Source organism: Cloacibacterium rupense, from assembly GCF_014645495.1.
Lineage (GTDB): Bacteria > Bacteroidota > Bacteroidia > Flavobacteriales > Weeksellaceae > Cloacibacterium > Cloacibacterium rupense.
Genome location: NZ_BMLV01000002.1, coordinates 150,980 through 166,761 on the forward strand (window position 1 = coordinate 150,980; position 15,782 = coordinate 166,761).

Annotated in this window: 20 protein-coding genes and 1 riboswitch; of the genes, 1 reads left to right on the forward strand and 19 read right to left on the reverse strand. The window is 34.1% G+C overall.

Going from position 1 to position 15,782, the window contains the following annotated elements; all coding sequences use genetic code 11:
* Window positions 1-164: 164 nt before the first annotated feature.
* From IEW40_RS04590 to eno, 6 genes are all read right to left on the reverse strand, one after another.
* Window positions 165-1,358: a homoserine dehydrogenase gene (locus IEW40_RS04590; RefSeq protein WP_188616916.1), complete on the reverse strand. Its 1,194-nt coding sequence runs from the start codon at window positions 1,356-1,358 to the stop codon at window positions 165-167.
* 208 nt (window positions 1,359-1,566) lie between these two features.
* The gene (locus IEW40_RS04595; protein WP_188616917.1) at window positions 1,567-2,511 is read right to left on the reverse strand and encodes a homoserine O-acetyltransferase family protein; all 945 of its coding nucleotides are present in this window, start codon (window positions 2,509-2,511) and stop codon (window positions 1,567-1,569) included.
* Window positions 2,512-2,626: 115 nt separating this feature from the next.
* Complete coding sequence (locus IEW40_RS04600; RefSeq protein ID WP_188616918.1) at window positions 2,627-3,922, reverse strand: O-acetylhomoserine aminocarboxypropyltransferase/cysteine synthase family protein; 1,296 nt, start codon at window positions 3,920-3,922, stop codon at window positions 2,627-2,629.
* A gap of 135 nt (window positions 3,923-4,057) precedes the next feature.
* Window positions 4,058-4,168, reverse strand: a riboswitch (SAM riboswitch).
* 232 nt (window positions 4,169-4,400) lie between these two features.
* A complete protein-coding gene (locus tag IEW40_RS04605) occupies window positions 4,401-5,315 on the reverse strand; it encodes a dimethylarginine dimethylaminohydrolase family protein (protein ID WP_188616919.1) in 915 nt (304 codons plus the stop codon).
* Between the two features lie 172 nt (window positions 5,316-5,487).
* Complete coding sequence (locus IEW40_RS04610) at window positions 5,488-6,774, reverse strand: citrate synthase (RefSeq protein WP_188616920.1); 1,287 nt, start codon at window positions 6,772-6,774, stop codon at window positions 5,488-5,490.
* Window positions 6,775-6,985: 211 nt separating this feature from the next.
* Window positions 6,986-8,278 (reverse strand): phosphopyruvate hydratase, encoded by a 1,293-nt coding sequence (gene eno, locus IEW40_RS04615; RefSeq protein WP_188616921.1) that lies wholly within the window; start codon window positions 8,276-8,278, stop codon window positions 6,986-6,988.
* A gap of 183 nt (window positions 8,279-8,461) precedes the next feature.
* On the opposite strand from eno, the gene IEW40_RS04620 reads away from it, so the two are divergent.
* Window positions 8,462-8,902 (forward strand): hypothetical protein, encoded by a 441-nt coding sequence (locus IEW40_RS04620; RefSeq protein WP_188616922.1) that lies wholly within the window; start codon window positions 8,462-8,464, stop codon window positions 8,900-8,902.
* A 60-nt stretch (window positions 8,903-8,962) separates the two neighbouring features.
* On the opposite strand, the gene rplQ is transcribed toward IEW40_RS04620, so the two are convergent.
* The 13 genes from rplQ to rplF are packed head-to-tail and all read right to left on the reverse strand — an operon-like array spanning window position 8,963 to window position 15,780.
* A complete protein-coding gene (rplQ, locus tag IEW40_RS04625) occupies window positions 8,963-9,481 on the reverse strand; it encodes a 50S ribosomal protein L17 (RefSeq protein ID WP_188616923.1) in 519 nt (172 codons plus the stop codon).
* An 11-nt stretch (window positions 9,482-9,492) separates the two neighbouring features.
* A complete protein-coding gene (locus IEW40_RS04630) occupies window positions 9,493-10,488 on the reverse strand; it encodes a DNA-directed RNA polymerase subunit alpha (RefSeq protein WP_188616924.1) in 996 nt (331 codons plus the stop codon).
* A gap of 31 nt (window positions 10,489-10,519) precedes the next feature.
* On the reverse strand, window positions 10,520-11,128 hold the full coding sequence (rpsD, locus tag IEW40_RS04635; RefSeq protein WP_188616925.1) for a 30S ribosomal protein S4: 609 nt from the start codon (window positions 11,126-11,128) through the stop codon (window positions 10,520-10,522).
* Window positions 11,129-11,146: 18 nt separating this feature from the next.
* Window positions 11,147-11,536 carry a 30S ribosomal protein S11 gene (gene rpsK, locus IEW40_RS04640; RefSeq protein ID WP_188616926.1) on the reverse strand — a complete coding sequence of 130 codons (390 nt, stop codon included), beginning with the start codon at window positions 11,534-11,536 and terminating at the stop codon, window positions 11,147-11,149.
* Window positions 11,537-11,552: 16 nt separating this feature from the next.
* Entirely contained in the window at window positions 11,553-11,930 is a 378-nt protein-coding gene (gene rpsM, locus IEW40_RS04645) for a 30S ribosomal protein S13 (protein ID WP_188616927.1), read from the reverse strand.
* Between the two features lie 9 nt (window positions 11,931-11,939).
* Window positions 11,940-12,056: a type B 50S ribosomal protein L36 gene (gene ykgO / locus IEW40_RS04650; RefSeq protein WP_004917354.1), complete on the reverse strand. Its 117-nt coding sequence runs from the start codon at window positions 12,054-12,056 to the stop codon at window positions 11,940-11,942.
* 11 nt (window positions 12,057-12,067) lie between these two features.
* Entirely contained in the window at window positions 12,068-12,283 is a 216-nt protein-coding gene (gene infA, locus IEW40_RS04655) for a translation initiation factor IF-1 (protein ID WP_004917349.1), read from the reverse strand.
* A gap of 9 nt (window positions 12,284-12,292) precedes the next feature.
* Window positions 12,293-13,672: a preprotein translocase subunit SecY gene (secY, locus tag IEW40_RS04660; RefSeq protein WP_188616928.1), complete on the reverse strand. Its 1,380-nt coding sequence runs from the start codon at window positions 13,670-13,672 to the stop codon at window positions 12,293-12,295.
* A 9-nt stretch (window positions 13,673-13,681) separates the two neighbouring features.
* A complete protein-coding gene (gene rplO, locus IEW40_RS04665) occupies window positions 13,682-14,128 on the reverse strand; it encodes a 50S ribosomal protein L15 (protein ID WP_188616929.1) in 447 nt (148 codons plus the stop codon).
* A 15-nt stretch (window positions 14,129-14,143) separates the two neighbouring features.
* Window positions 14,144-14,323, reverse strand: coding sequence for a 50S ribosomal protein L30 (rpmD, locus tag IEW40_RS04670; protein ID WP_188616930.1), 180 nt, complete (start codon window positions 14,321-14,323; stop codon window positions 14,144-14,146).
* Between the two features lie 11 nt (window positions 14,324-14,334).
* Entirely contained in the window at window positions 14,335-14,856 is a 522-nt protein-coding gene (rpsE, locus tag IEW40_RS04675) for a 30S ribosomal protein S5 (protein WP_188616931.1), read from the reverse strand.
* Window positions 14,857-14,869: 13 nt separating this feature from the next.
* Complete coding sequence (gene rplR / locus IEW40_RS04680; protein ID WP_188616932.1) at window positions 14,870-15,223, reverse strand: 50S ribosomal protein L18; 354 nt, start codon at window positions 15,221-15,223, stop codon at window positions 14,870-14,872.
* Between the two features lie 11 nt (window positions 15,224-15,234).
* Window positions 15,235-15,780, reverse strand: coding sequence for a 50S ribosomal protein L6 (gene rplF, locus IEW40_RS04685; RefSeq protein ID WP_188616933.1), 546 nt, complete (start codon window positions 15,778-15,780; stop codon window positions 15,235-15,237).
* Window positions 15,781-15,782 lie beyond the last annotated feature (2 nt).

Below are 15,782 nucleotides of genomic sequence, written 5' to 3' on the forward strand. Positions count from 1 at the left end.
GGTGCTCAAAAATACAAAAACAAAACGTCGTTTCACTAAAAGTAAAACGACGTTCAAAAAAACAGTTAAAAATTATTAAATATCAATTTTAAAGCGATAATCCATCTAAAACTTAGATTCATTTGATGAAAATCATCGCTAAAAATGGCTTTTAAATTTACTTTTTAATGCAAAACTTCTATCAAAACAAAAGAAACTTCTTCGGAATTCTGAGAAAAAATCTCCTTTAAATTTTTAAAACTAATGTCTCCCACAAAATAACCTTGCTCTTTGTTTCCGTAATATTCTTCAATATTTTCAAAATACGGTTGAAATTTATCTGCATCTTTTGAAGGATGTCTGAAAAGAACTTTCAAGTTAAAATCCTCTGTTAATTTCAGATTTTCTGAGTTCTCAATTTTTTTGTATTCATATTTGTAATCATAAGCCAAAGCAGAAATATCAGACAATACCGCACTTGCAGTAGGCAGAGAACCTGCGCCTCTTCCGTAGAAAAACTGTTTGTCTGCAAAAGCAGTTTGCACTTTCACTCCATTGAAAACATCATTCACAGTAGAAAAAGTATCGGTAGATTTTACAAATTTCGGAATCACCAATGCCGCAACTTCTTCCTCATTTCTTTTTTGGGCATACGCCAACAATTTAATTTGAAGATTCTTTTCTTTGGCATATTTAATTTCTAAATCTCCCAAATTCTGAATTCCTACATTGAAAACATCTTCAGGAACGGTTTTAATTCCAAAAGAATGTGCCAGCAAAATCTGTAATTTAGAACGCGCATCAAAACCACCTGTGTCTAGAATCGGGTTGCTTTCTGCATACCCTTTTTCTTGTGCTTCTTTCAAAGCTTCATCAAAACTGAGATTATCTTGAAAAGTTTTGGTCAAAATATAATTGGTAGAACCATTTACAATTCCTTGTATAGATTGCAGAAAATCGTTGTTATAATATTCTTCCAGATTTCTGATGATAGGAATACTTCCGCAAACCGCCGCTTCGTACAAAAACGGAACATTATATTTCTTTTGCAATTCATACAATTCCTCGAAATGTTCTGCAATCAATTTTTTGTTGGCCGAAACCACTGCTTTTCCTTTTTTCAAAGCAGTTGTTACAATTTCGTAGGCCGCATCTGCATCGTCTATCAACTCTACCACTACATTTATCTCATCATCATTTAGGATTTCATTTTTATCATAATGAAAATGTTCTGGTGAAATATTTCTTTTTTTATCTTTATTTTTTACCACAATTTTTTTAATGGTTGCATCCACTGTTTTGCTTTTGTGTAGCACATCATAAAGTCCGGTTCCTACCACACCATAACCAAACAATCCTATTGTTAATTTTTTACTCATTTTTTTTAATTTTTATTTTGGCGCCTATTTCCTCGTTCCGCTCCCGCTTCCCAAAAACAGATTTTTAAATTCTTTAAAAAATCTGTTTTCGGGAGAGCTCCGCTCAACTCGGGGCGCAGTTACCCTATTTTTTTAACTTTTCTGAAAAAACTTAGAAGATGTTAGCTTTTTCAGAACCATTCATTTGATTTCTATTGAATCTAGAATCCTACAAAAAATCAAAATGTTTTTTTAACAAAGTTTTTATCTTATCCGTTTCCAAAAGAAAACCATCGTGTCCATATTTAGACTTAATTTGTTCATAAACAGCGTTTTCCATATTTTTTGCAATATACTGTTGTTCATTCACAGGGAAAAGAATATCACTATCAATCCCAATCACCAAAGTTTTAGCAGTAATTTTTGACAAAGCTTTTTCTAGAGAGCCTCTATTTCTGCCTACATTATTAGAATCCATCGATTTTGAAAGAGAGTAATAGGCACTAGGTGTAAATCTTTTTCTCAACTTTTCACCCTGATATCTTTGGTAAGAAGCAGCTGAAAAATCATCCGCCGCATTAATATCGTCTACCTGACTGTATTCGTAGGTTTTATAATTTCTGTAAGAAAGCATTGCTATTGCTCTGGCTGCATCTAGACCTTTTTCTCCTAATTCTAGCGCCATTCTTTGCGCTTCGTTGAAGGCAATTCCCCAAGAAGAATGTTTGCAATTGGTAGCAATTACAAATAAATTTTTGATAAAATCAGGATTAATGATGCTCCATTCTAGACATTGCATTCCGCCAAGAGAACCTCCTAAAAGAAAATCTATAGAAGAAATTTTAAGAGAATCTGCCAATTTTTGATGCGCCGAAACCATATCTCTCACCGTAATCAGTGGTTTTTCTTCCTCGCATTCAAAAGTAGTTCCATAGCAAGAGCCCAAAACATTAGCACAAATAATGGCGTGTTTATCGGTATTGAAGATTTCGTCTTTACCAATCATTTCTGGCCACCAAGTTTCTGCATCAGAATTGGCTGTAAGTGCGTGACAAATCCAAATAATTTTTTCGGCGTTATCTATATTTCCATAGACATTGTACGCAATTCTCACATTGCGAATTAACGTTCCATTTTCGAGAACTAAGTCTCCTATTTCTAGATATTCTAACATTTTTTTAAGTTCAGATTTCAAGGGTTTTATAAATTTTAAACCGTAAATCGAAGATTCGACGAAGTCAAAAGCATCAAGTTTATATCGTAAATCAAAAATCGTAATTCGTAAATTCTTAGATTTTAGAAAAAGATTGCTCTAAATCTGCGATAATATCATCAATATGCTCAATTCCTACACTTAGTCTCACCTGACCTGGAGTAATTCCTGCACTTAATCTTTCTTCGTCAGAAAGTTGTTCGTGCGTGGTAGAAGCAGGATTAATGATTAAAGTTTTGGCATCACCTACATTGGCTAAATGTGAGATGAGTTCTAAATTATCGATGAATTTCACAGCTGCATCTTTTCCGCCTTTTACTTCGAAATTAAGAACACCTCCGAAACCATTTTTCAAATATTTTTTTGCGTTTTCATAATCTGGGAAACTTTCTAATCCTGGGTATAACACTTTTTCTACTTTCGGGTGATTTTCTAAATATTTTGCCACTTTCAAAGCATTTTCTACCGTTCTTTCTACTCTCAGAGACAATGTTTCTACACCTTGAAGCAATAAAAACGAATTAAATGGAGAAATAGCAGGCCCGAAATCTCTAAGACCTTCTACTCTAGCTTTGATGATGAAAGCAATATTTCCGAAAGGCCCATTTACTCCGAAAACATCAGTAAATTTCAAACCGTGATAACCATCAGAAGGTTCTGAAAGAAGTGGAAACTTCCCGTTACTCCAATCAAAATTACCTGCGTCTATGATAATTCCACCAATCGAAGTTCCGTGTCCGCCAATCCATTTTGTAGCAGATTCTATTACAACATTTGCTCCGTGTTCAATAGGACGGAAAAGATAACCTCCAGCTCCGAAAGTATTGTCAACAATCAAAGGAATGTTATGTTTTTTTGCAACGGCAGAAATAGCATCGAAATCTGCAACATTAAGCGTAGGATTTCCGATGGTTTCTAAATACAAAGCTTTGGTATTTTCATCTATTAGTGCTTCGAAATCTTCTGGATTGTCATCTTTTGCAAATCTGGCTTCGATACCAAATTTTTTGAAAGAAACTTTGAATTGGTTGTGACTTCCTCCGTACAAATAAGGAGAAGTAACGAAATTATCTCCATTTTGTAGAATATTGGTGATGGCGATAAACTGCGCTGCGTGACCAGAAGCTACAGCTAAAGCAGCAACTCCACCGTGCAAAGCGGCAATTCTTTTCTCAAAAACATCTGTGGTAGGATTCATCAATCTGGTATAGATGTTCCCGAATTCTTTCAGTCCGAAAAGATTGGCAGCATGTTCTGCACTGTTGAATGTATAAGAACTGGTTTGGTAGAGTGGAACTGCTCTAGAATTGGTGTCTGTGTCAACTTGTTGACCTGCGTGTAACTGTAAAGTTTCAAATTTTAAATTGCTCATTTTTTAAATTTTTTTAAAATTAATATTAGAGCAACCTATTTTTAGAAAATTCTTGACGAAAGAGCATAAAAAAACTCTTCCGACAAGTCGAAAGAGTTTGTATATAATTGATTATATAATCCAAAACTGATTTCTGACTTATCTTTCCCGAATATTTCGGGGTTGAATTTGGCACCTTACTATTATTTCTAATGCAGGTTGCCAAGGTTTCTCAGGGTCAATTCCCTCCACCTTTCTTAATAAGTTGCGTGTTTAATGATCTTTTTCTGAGTGCAAAGATAAAGACAAGTTTTCTAATTAAGCAAATTTTATAGATTTTTTTTGAAAATTTTTATAAAAAAATGTCTAGGAAAAAAATAAATAGATTAAATTTTCTTGCGTAACTAGCCCCGATTGCAACGGAAATCCTTTTATTTTTCTTTGATATAAGGAAAAATAAAAGATTGTAGTGGAAAGCGGGAAAAGCTTCTAAAAAATTTTATTCTCTTACCAATGGCATGGTAGAGCATCTGAGTAAACCACCCATTTTGGAGACTTCTCTGTACGGGATTTCTTCTACGGTGAAGCCCCAAACCTCTCTAAGGTGATTGTTCATTCTGGTAAAAGTATGGTCTGAAACTACTACTTCTGGTGAAATTGAGAAGATATTAGGATTCATTTCGAACATTTCTTCGTCTGTAATATTGAAGCAGTTTTCTTCTCCGAAAATGTCTACAATAAGCTCATAATCACTCTCGTCTACGAAGCCGTTTTTGTAAATAATGCATTTGTCTTTGCCAATTGGGTTGAACGTGCAATCTAAATGCAAAATGCCTTCGTAAGGAATTTTATCATTTTTTTTGAGGTCTAAATCTATGATTCTTTTTTTGGGGAAATATTCTTTTAGAATTTCTATGGCATATTCATTGGTTCTGGCGGTTTTGAAACTTCTGTAGTCTTCGCTGTAGCAAGTTCCTATGAAAAGATAATCGTTCCAAACGATTACGTCTCCGCCTTCTACGTGAGCGGTTTCTGGGAGATTGATAATTTTTCTCCATTCTACTTTTTCGAAAATTTTTCGGTAGGCTTCTTGCTCGTCTGCACGGTCTTTGATAACGTTTGAGATAATCATTTTATCTTCGATAACGAAGGCTACATCTCTTGCGAAAACTTGGTTGTAATCTTTAATAATTGCAGGGCGAAGGACTTCTACATCATATTTTTTAAGAACCGCCTCGAAAGCACTAACCTCCGAAATGATGTCTTCTTCTTTTGGATAAATATTATGTTCAATAGAATGATATGATTTTGCATCATAACTTTCTTCTAGAGTGGGAATAGCACCCATAGATTTTGGCTGCCCTAGAACTACTGATTTTAATTTTCCTGTTTCGTTTTTGATGTTAAGTTTCATCTGCAATAATTGAATTTTCGACGATAAAATTTTTGGTAATAATATCTAATTTTCACAAATTTATATAAAGGAATTGAGGTGAAAAAATTTTGCTGATAAAAACGAAAAACTCCCTATAAAAAGGGAGTTTTACAAAATTTTATTTAAATATTTAAGTTAATAGTCCTAAAAATTATCTGCTCTCCATAGGCACATAATCTCTTTGTTGTGCACCTTGGTAAACTTGTCTAGGTCTTCCGATTGGGTCTCCGTGAAGTCTCATTTCTTTCCACTGAGAAATCCATCCTGGTAATCTTCCTAATGCAAACATTACAGTAAACATTTCAGTAGGAATACCTAATGCTCTATAGATGATACCTGAATAGAAATCTACGTTTGGATACAATTGTCTTTCTACGAAGTAATCATCTTCTAAAGCTACTTTTTCTAGTTGCATAGCGATATCTAAAGCTTTGTCTTGAATTCCTAATTTGTTTAGTACATCATAAGTAGCTTTTTTAATGATTCTAGCTCTTGGGTCAAAATTTTTGTAAACTCTATGACCGAAGCCCATTAAACGGAAACTATCATTCTTATCTTTAGCTTTTGCTACATATTTTGCTACATCACCACTATCTTGTTCTATATGCTCTAGCATTTCTATTACTGCTTGATTAGCGCCACCATGTAATGGTCCCCAAAGTGCAGAAACACCTGCTGAGATAGAAGCAAACAAACCTGTCTGTGCAGAGCCTACCATTCTAACGGTAGAAGTAGAACAATTTTGCTCATGGTCTGCATGCAAAATTAATATTTTGTCTAAAGCATCTACTACTACAGGATCTAATTCAAAATCTTGATTAGGCATTCTGAATGTCATTTTGTAGAAATTCTCTACATAATTTAGATTATTATCACCATGGTTAAGAGGAAGACCTAATGTTTTTCTATAAGTCCAAGCGCAAAGGTGTGAAAATTTAGCCAATAGCATTTCTGCAGCGTGGTCTAAATCTTCTTTGTTTTTCACATTTACTGCTTTTGGGTTAAAAGCTGTAAGTGCAGAAGTAAGGGTAGATAAAACTCCCATAGGGTGAGCAGAACGAGGAAAAGCGTCTAAAATTTTCTTCATCTCCTCTGCAACATAATTATACTTATTTATATTCTTTTGAAATTGTAGAAATTGTTCCTGATTAGGCAATTCTCCGTGAAGTAATAGATACATTACTTCAGTAAAATTTGACTTTTCTGCAATTTGCTCAATAGGATAGCCTCTATAAAAAAGTTCTCCTTTGTCTCCGTCTAAATAAGTGATATCACTTAAGGTTGCTCCAGTATTTTTATATCCTAAATCTAAAGTAATAAGACCGGTTTGATCTCTCAGTTTTGAGATATCAATACCTCTATCACCAATTGTGCTTTCTACGATTGGATATTCATAGGAATTACCATCGTAATTTAATATAACTTTATTATCAGACATTTTTATATAATTTTTGATAAAAATACAAAAAAATGCCGTGTTTACACAAACTTATTACTATGCAATGCGATATATTTTCTCAATTTAATTGATAAATTTGCTAAATAGGTATAGTTTTATTATAATTTTAATAACTTTTAAGAAAACATTATGAAAAACCCTTCCTACAAAATGCAGAAAGGGCTATTTAAATTTTTAATATAAGATATTTCTATCTTTTTACTTTGAAAGCATCTAATCCTGGGAAAACTGCAGTTTCTCCTAGAGCTTCTTCAATTCTTAACAATTGGTTGTATTTTGCCATTCTATCTGAACGAGATGCTGAACCAGTTTTAATCTGACCACAGTTGCAAGCAACCGCTAAATCTGCGATGGTAGCATCTTCAGTTTCACCAGATCTGTGTGACATTACAGAAGTGTACTTATTGTGCTGAGCCATTTGTACTGCTGCTAAAGTTTCAGAAAGAGAACCAATTTGGTTTACTTTAACTAAGATTGAGTTTGCGATATTTTCTTTAACCCCTCTTGAAAGTCTTTCTACGTTGGTTACAAATAAATCATCACCTACTAATTGTACTCTATCACCAATTTTATCAGTAAGCATTTTCCAACCTTCCCAGTCGTTTTCTTGCATACCATCTTCAATTGAGATAATTGGGTATTTATTTACCAATTCTGCTAAGTAAGAAACTTGTTCGCTGCTTGTAAACTGAGCTGAATCTGGAGTTTGGAATTTTCTATAGTCATAAATTCCATCTTTGTAGAATTCAGAAGAAGCACAGTCTAATGCAATCATTACATCATCACCTGGTTTATAACCTGCTTTTTCAATTGCTTGTAATAAAGTATCTAAAGCATCTTCAGTTCCTTTGAAAGTTGGTGCAAAACCACCTTCGTCACCTACAGCAGTAGATAAACCTCTACCGTGAAGGATAGATTTAAGATTATGGAAAATTTCAGTTCCTTTTCTAAGAGCATGAGAGAAAGAATCTGCCTTTACTGGCATAATCATAAACTCTTGGAAAGCGATAGGCGCATCAGAGTGAGAACCACCATTGATTACGTTCATCATCGGTACAGGAAGTGTATTAGCATTTACTCCACCTACATATTTGTAAAGCGGCATTCTAAGTTCTGCAGCAGCAGCTTTAGCAGCAGCTAGAGAAACTCCAAGAATAGCGTTTGCTCCTAATTTTCCTTTATTATTGGTACCATCAAGGTCAATCATAATTTGGTCAATCAAATTTTGCTCAAATACAGGAAGACCTACCAATTCAGGTGCAATAACTTCTTTTACATTTTCTACAGCTTTTAATACTCCCTTACCTAAAAACTCAGAACTACCATCACGCAATTCTACAGCTTCGTGCTCACCAGTAGATGCACCAGAAGGTACAGCCGCACGTCCCATTGCTCCACTTTCTGTGAAAACATCAACTTCTACAGTAGGATTTCCTCTTGAATCCAAAATTTGTCTAGCTTCAATAAATGAAATGTAACTCATTTTATTCGAATTTTAAATTAATAATTTGTTTAATGAGATTGAATATTAAGTTTTTACATATAAAATATGCAAAACATAATAGGCTTTTAAAAAACCATACAAATTTAGTCAATTTCTATGGATTAATTTACTAAATTAGACTGATATTTATCTTAAATTTAATTAATACAAAACAGCATTTATATGAAAATTTTTATTAAAAGCTCAATTTTACTAGCTTTAGCCACAATTATTTCTTGCAAAAAAGAGACAAAAAAGGACGTTATTACCAATGAGGTAAAAGTAGTGACCACAATAGATTCTAATGGTGTTAAAAAACAAGATTCTACAGTAATTTTTAACAGAAATATAGATGGAAAGAGTATAGTTACCAAAGAAGAGATTAAAAAATATGTGTATCAATACGAAGCATTTGATGGTACAAAAGCCGAGGTGACCTTTACACATTATCCTGAGAAAAGCTATATTCTAATTGAAAGAAACAAACTAAAAATAGAACTACCTCAAACAAAAGCAGATGAAAAAAGTGCAACTTTCGAAAAAGACGGAATAAAGGCAGTTACTGAAGGACAAAAACTAACGATTACCCAGAATGGAGAAACATTTGAATTGGTGAAGAATTAGATGCAAAAAAGACCTTCCAAAAATTTCGGAAGGTCTTTTTATATTTAAAACTTTAAAATATTATTCTTCAGTTTTTTCTTCTGTAGCTTCAGCTATTGGCTCTTCTACAGCAGGAGTTTCTTCTACTACAGGAGCAGCAACTACAGCAGCAGCCTCTTTTTTAGTAGTTCTTCTACTTCTTCTAGTCGCTTTTTTCTCTTCTGCATTTGGATTGTAAAGTTCATTGAAATCTACAAGCTCAATAAGAGCAGTATCAGCAGCATCACCAGGTCTGAAACCAGTTTTGATGATTCTGGTGTACCCACCATTTCTATTAGCGATTTTAGGAGCTACATTTCTGAAAAGCTCAGTAACAGCTTCCTTACTTTGAAGATAAGAAAAAGCTATTCTTCTGTTGTGAGTAGAATCTTCTTTAGCTTTAGTTAAGATAGGTTCTACAAATACTCTTAAAGCTTTAGCTTTAGCAACAGTAGTATTTATTCTTTTATGTTCAATTAGTGAACAAGCCATATTAGAAAGCATAGCGCTTCTGTGAGAGGCAGTTCTACCTAAGTGATTGAATTTTTTTCCGTGTCTCATTTTATTAATGATTATTTATCAGCGTCTAACTTATATTTTGCCACATCAAACCCGAAGTTAAGTCCTTTAGAATGAACTAATTCTTCAAGTTCTGTCAATGATTTCTTACCGAAATTTCTGAATTTCATCAAATCAGACTTACTATAAGAAACTAATTCACCAAGAGTTTCAACTTCAGCAGCTTTCAGACAGTTAAGGGCTCTTACAGAAAGATCCATATCTGCTAATTTAGACTTAAGAAGTTGTCTTGTATGAAGAGTTTCTTCATCGTATTGGATAGATGCTTTCACCGCTTCAGTCTCTAGAGTAATTCTCTCATCAGAGAATAACATAAAGTGATAAATTAATATCTTAGAAGCTTCAGTTAAAGCATTTTGAGGAGTGATAGAACCATCAGTCTCGATATCTAATACTAGCTTTTCATAGTCTGTTTTTTGCTCTACACGATAATTTTCGATACTGTATTGAACTTTCTTAATTGGAGTAAAGATAGAGTCAATAGCAATAGTTCCTATAGGTGCGTTGTTAGATTTGTTTTGCTCAGAAGGAACATAACCTCTACCTTTATCAACGTGGAAACTCATTTCGAAAGTTACATCTTTTGTCAAGTTACAAATAACTAATTCAGGATTCAACACCTCAAAATTGTTGATAGAACTAGCAAAATCACCAGCAGTGATAACTTCATTTCCAGAAATTTTCACAGATACTTGTTCTGCAGATGCATTTTCTACTTTAGACTTAAGTCTTAATTGCTTAAGATTTAAGATAATTTCTGTAACGTCTTCGATTACACCCGGAATTGTCGAAAATTCGTGCTCTACGCCTTCTATTTTGATAGATGTAATAGCATATCCTTCAAGAGAAGAAAGCAAAACTCTTCTCAAAGCATTACCGATTGTAAGTCCAAATCCTGGTTCTAGTGGTCTGAATTCGAATTGACCTTTGAAATCCGTAGAATTAAGTAGAATTACTTTGTCGGGTTTTATGAATTGTAAAATTGCCATAGTATTGGGTTGAGCAAAAATTTGATTAAAATTATTTAGAGTATAATTCGACGATTAATTGTTCTTTGATATCTTCAGGGATCTGAATTCTTTCAGGAGCTGAGATAAAAGTACCTTCTTTTTTCTCGTCATTGAATTGTAACCATTCGTAAGATGATTTAGAAGCTAGAGCATCAGCTACCACTTCTAGAGATTTTGATTTTTCTCTAACAGCGATTACATCACCAGCTTTTAATAAATATGAAGGAATGTTTACGATTTCACCATTTACAGTAATATGTCTGTGAGATACTAATTGTCTAGCACCTGCTCTAGTTTTAGAGAAACCTAGTCTGTAAACTACGTTATCTAATCTAGATTCACATAATTGTAAAAGAACTTCACCGGTTACGCCTTTGCTTCTGTGAGCTTTATCAAAAAGGTTAGCAAATTGTCTTTCTAAGATACCGTAAGTATATTTAGCTTTTTGTTTTTCAGCTAACTGTACAGCATATTCAGATTTTTTAGCACCTCTTCTTTTGTTAGGCCCGTGTTGTCCTGGTGGTTGGTTTTTTCTTCTTTCGAAGCTTTTATCGTCTCCGTAAATAGCAGCGCCAAATTTACGTGCAATTTTAGTTTTTGGTCCAATATATCTTGCCATAGGTTAAATTTCTAAAAATTAAACTCTTCTTCTTTTAGGTGGTCTACATCCGTTATGTGGCATAGGAGTCACATCTACGATTTCTGAAACTTCAATTCCTGAATTGTGAATAGATCTGATAGCAGATTCTCTACCTGCACCTGGACCTTTCACAAACACCTTTACTCTTCTTAAACCTGCTTCGTAAGCAACTGAAGAGCAATTTTCAGCAGCCATTTGAGCTGCGAATGGAGTATTCTTTTTAGAACCTCTGAATCCCATTTTACCGGCAGAAGACCAAGAAATTACTTCTCCGTTTTTGTTTGTCAAAGAAATAATAATATTATTGAAAGAAGCTTGGATATGTGCTTCACCAATAGCTTCTACTTTTACTTTTCTTTTTTTAACTACTTTTGTTTGTTTTGCCATAATTCTAATCTAAAGATTATTTACTTGCTTTTTTCTTGTTAGCAACAGTTTTTCTCTTTCCTTTACGGGTTCTAGAATTGTTTTTCGTTCTTTGGCCTCTTAAAGGTAATCCCAGTCTGTGACGTATTCCTCGTTGGCATCCTATGTCCATCAATCTCTTGATGTTCAATTGCACTTCAGATCTAAGTTCTCCTTCTACTTTAATGTTTTCAGAGATATAAGTTCTGATGGCAGCCAATTCATCGTCATTCCATTCGTTGACTTTCTTGTCTTCGCTGATTCCAGCGTTTTTCAAAATTTCTGAAGATGTGCTCTTACCGATACCATAAATGTATGTAAGACCGATCACTCCTCTTTTGTTTTTTGGTAAATCAATACCTGCAATTCTCGCCATAATTTAATGTTAGCCTTGTCTTTGTTTAAATTTTGGGTTCTTCTTGTTAATGATGTACAATCTGCCTTTTCTTCTTACGATTTTGCAATCTGCACTTCTTTTCTTAATTGATGCTCTAACTTTCATTAGTATTTAATTTAATATCTAAATGTTATTCTCCCTTTTGATAAATCATAAGGAGATAGTTCTAATTTTACCTTGTCTCCAGGTAAAAGCTTAATGTAATGCATTCTCATTTTCCCAGAAATATGGGCAATTAGTACATGCCCATTTTCTAGCTCCACTCTGAACATAGCATTAGATAGTGCTTCCACTATCACGCCATCCTGTTCTATGTGTTTCTGTTTTGCCATTTATCTACTTTATAAGTTTGATGTTCTAGATAATTTAGATTGCATCAATCCGTCATAGTGATGGTTCAACAAATACGTATTGATTTGCTGAACTGTATCTAATATTACACCTACCATAATCAATAACGAAGTTCCTCCGAAAAAATGGGAGAATCCTTCAGTCTGAACAAAGGTACCGTGCACTAATGCCGGAAGGACTGCAAAGATAGACAAAAATATTGCACCAGGCAAAGTTATTTTTGATAAAATATCATCTAAATAGTTTGCAGTGTCTTGCCCTGGTCTTACTTTTGGTATTAAACCACCATTTCTCTTTAAATCATCTGCCATCTGATTCACTGGAATTGTGATAGCAGTATAAAAATAAGAAAAGATGATAATTAATAAAACTAACAATACATTATACTGCCAGCTGAATGGGTTTTTGAACCCAGCAAGGAAGGTATTGGTATCATCAAATTTTGTTAAGAGACCTGGTACAAACATTAATGCTTGTGCAAAAATTAGAGGCATAACTCCTGAAGCATTTACTTTTAAAGGAATCCATTGTCTAGCTCCTTGAAGTAAATTTCTATTAAGACCACCTGTTGCGTGCGCTCTACTTACATACTGAATAGGGATTTTTCTTACCGCTACAGAAATTACGATAGCTAATAAGATAACCAACAGCCAGAAAAGGACTTCAATAAGAATCATAATGCTTCCTAATCCACCATTACTAGTTTGTGTAGTATATTCTTGGATAAAAGAAGAAGGAAGTCTAGATAGAATTCCGACCATAATTAAAATTGAAATACCATTTCCTATACCTTTGTCGGTAATTTTTTCACCTAACCACATTGCAAATACAGAACCTGCTACCAATATAATTATACTTGGCACATAAAATGCAATAGACTGTGGATCTATATAATATGCAGATCTAAATTGTTCGTACGGTAAAAAAGCTTGTGTAATAGTCCCAAGATAGAATGGTGCTTGTACTAGACAAACAACAATAGTTAACCATCTTGTAATTTGATTAATAGTTTTTCTACCACTTTCGCCATCTTTTTGTAGTTTTTGCAAATAAGGAATTGCCAATCCCATCAATTGAACTATGATGGAAGCAGAAATATAAGGCATAATCCCTAATGCCATAATAGAAGCGTGACTAAAAGCACCTCCTGTAAAAGATGACAATAAACCTAGAAGACCTGCAGCTTGTTTATTACCTCCTTGTTTTTGAAAATGATCTAATAAATCACCCACCTCTGCCATATTAATGGCAGGGAGTGAAATATATGATGCAAATCTATAAACTAGAATCAAAGAAAGAGTGACAAGTATCTTGTCCCTCAATTCTTGTAAGCTCCAAATGTTTTTAAGTGTTTGAATAAAACCTTTCATTTGTTTTTATTAAAGAGTGATTGCTTTGCCTCCTGCTTTAGAAATAGCCTCTTCAGCAGATTTAGTGAACTTATGTGCAGAGATAGAAACCGCAGATTTCACTTCTCCTCTTCCTAAGATTTTCACTAAGTCATTTTTAGATGCTAAACCATTTTCTACCAATACTTCTTTAGTAACTTCAGTAAGATTTTTAGCATCTACTAATGCTTGGATAGTATCAAGGTTAATTCCTCTATACTCTTTTCTGCTGATGTTATTAAATCCGAATTTTGGTAATCTTCTTTGCAAAGGCATTTGTCCACCTTCAAAACCGATTTTTTGTGAATAACCAGCTCTAGCTTTTTGCCCTTTGTGACCTTTTGTAGAAGTGCCACCTTTTCCGCTACCTTGCCCTCTACCTATTCTTTTAGAATTATGAGTAGCACCAGATGCTGGTTGAATATTATTTAAATTCATCTTTTTAAAAATTTATTAGTTTTCCTGAACTTCTACTAAATGTCTTACAGCTGCTACCATACCTAGTACAGATGGTGTAGCTTCGTGCTCTACTACTTGGTGTAGTTTCTTTAAACCTAAAGCTTCAAGAGTTCTCTTTTGGGTCTTAGTTCTACCAATAGCACTTCTTACTTGTTTTACTTTAATTGTTGCCATTTTTCAAAAAATTAACCGTTAAATACTTTAGATAATGATACACCTCTCATTCTAGCAATCTCTTCTGGTCTTCTGATGTCTAACAATGCTTTGAAAGTCGCCTTTACTACATTGTGAGGGTTAGAAGAACCTTTAGATTTTGAAAGTACATCATGCACACCTGCAGATTCTAGTACCGCTCTTACCGCACCCCCTGCAATTAGTCCTGTACCGTGAGAAGCTGGTCTCAAGAAGATATCAGCACCACCGTATTTTGCAGAAGTTTGGTGAGGGATTGTATGATTCATTACAGGAACTTTTACTAAATTTTTCTTAGCATCTTCTACAGCTTTCGCGATTGCAGATGCTACTTCTTTAGATTTTCCTAAACCGAAACCGATTACTCCGTCTTCATTACCTACTACTACGATTGCAGAAAATCCGAAAGCTCTACCTCCTTTGGTTACTTTAGTTACTCTATTTACAGCAACTAGACGATCTTTAAGTTCTAGACCACCTGGTTTTACTCTTTCTATATTATCAAATCCTAACATAATTTCTTAATTTTTAAAATTTCAAACCACCTTCTCTAGCACCGTCTGCAAGAGCTTTTACTCTACCGTGATATACGAAACCGTTTCTATCAAAAACTACTTTTTCAAATCCTGCAGCTTTTGCTTTTTCAGCAATTAGTTTACCTACAGCAGTTGCAACCTCAGTTTTAGTACCATTAGCATCTACTCCTTTTTCTCTAGAAGAAGCAGCTACTAAGGTTTTACCTTCTTTATCGTCAATTAATTGAGCGTAGATTTCTTTGTTACTTTTGTAAACAGAAAGTCTTGGCGCTGAAGAAGTTCCAGAGATTTTCCCTCTTACTCTTCTTTTAATTCTATCTCTTTTTTGTACTTTTGTTAATGCCATTGTCTTAATTTTTAAGCAGATTTACCAGCTTTACGTCTGATTATTTCACCAACGAATTTCACACCTTTACCTTTGTATGGTTCAGGTTTTCTGAATGAGCGAATTTTAGCAGCTACCATACCCAAAAGTTGTTTGTCATAAGAAGACAAAGTGATAATTGGGTTTTTACCTTTTTCTGTTAGAGTATCTATAGTAATTTCTTTTGGAAGTTCTAATACGATACCGTGAGAGAAACCTAGAGCTAATTCTAGTTTTTGACCAGAGTGAGATGCTCTATAACCTACCCCTACTAATTCTAATTTTTTGGTGAAACCTTCAGAGGTTCCTACCACCATATTATTGATTAACGCTCTGTATAGACCGTGTAATGCTTTATGATTTTTAGCTTCAGATGGTCTACTTACAGTGATTTTACCATCCTCTTGCTCAAGAGTAATTCCGCCTGTAATTTCCTGAGAAAGCTCACCTTTAGGGCCTTTCACAGTCACTACATTATCGTTTACAGTAACTGTAACACCTGCAGGAATTTCTATAATTGATTTACCAATTCTTGACATTT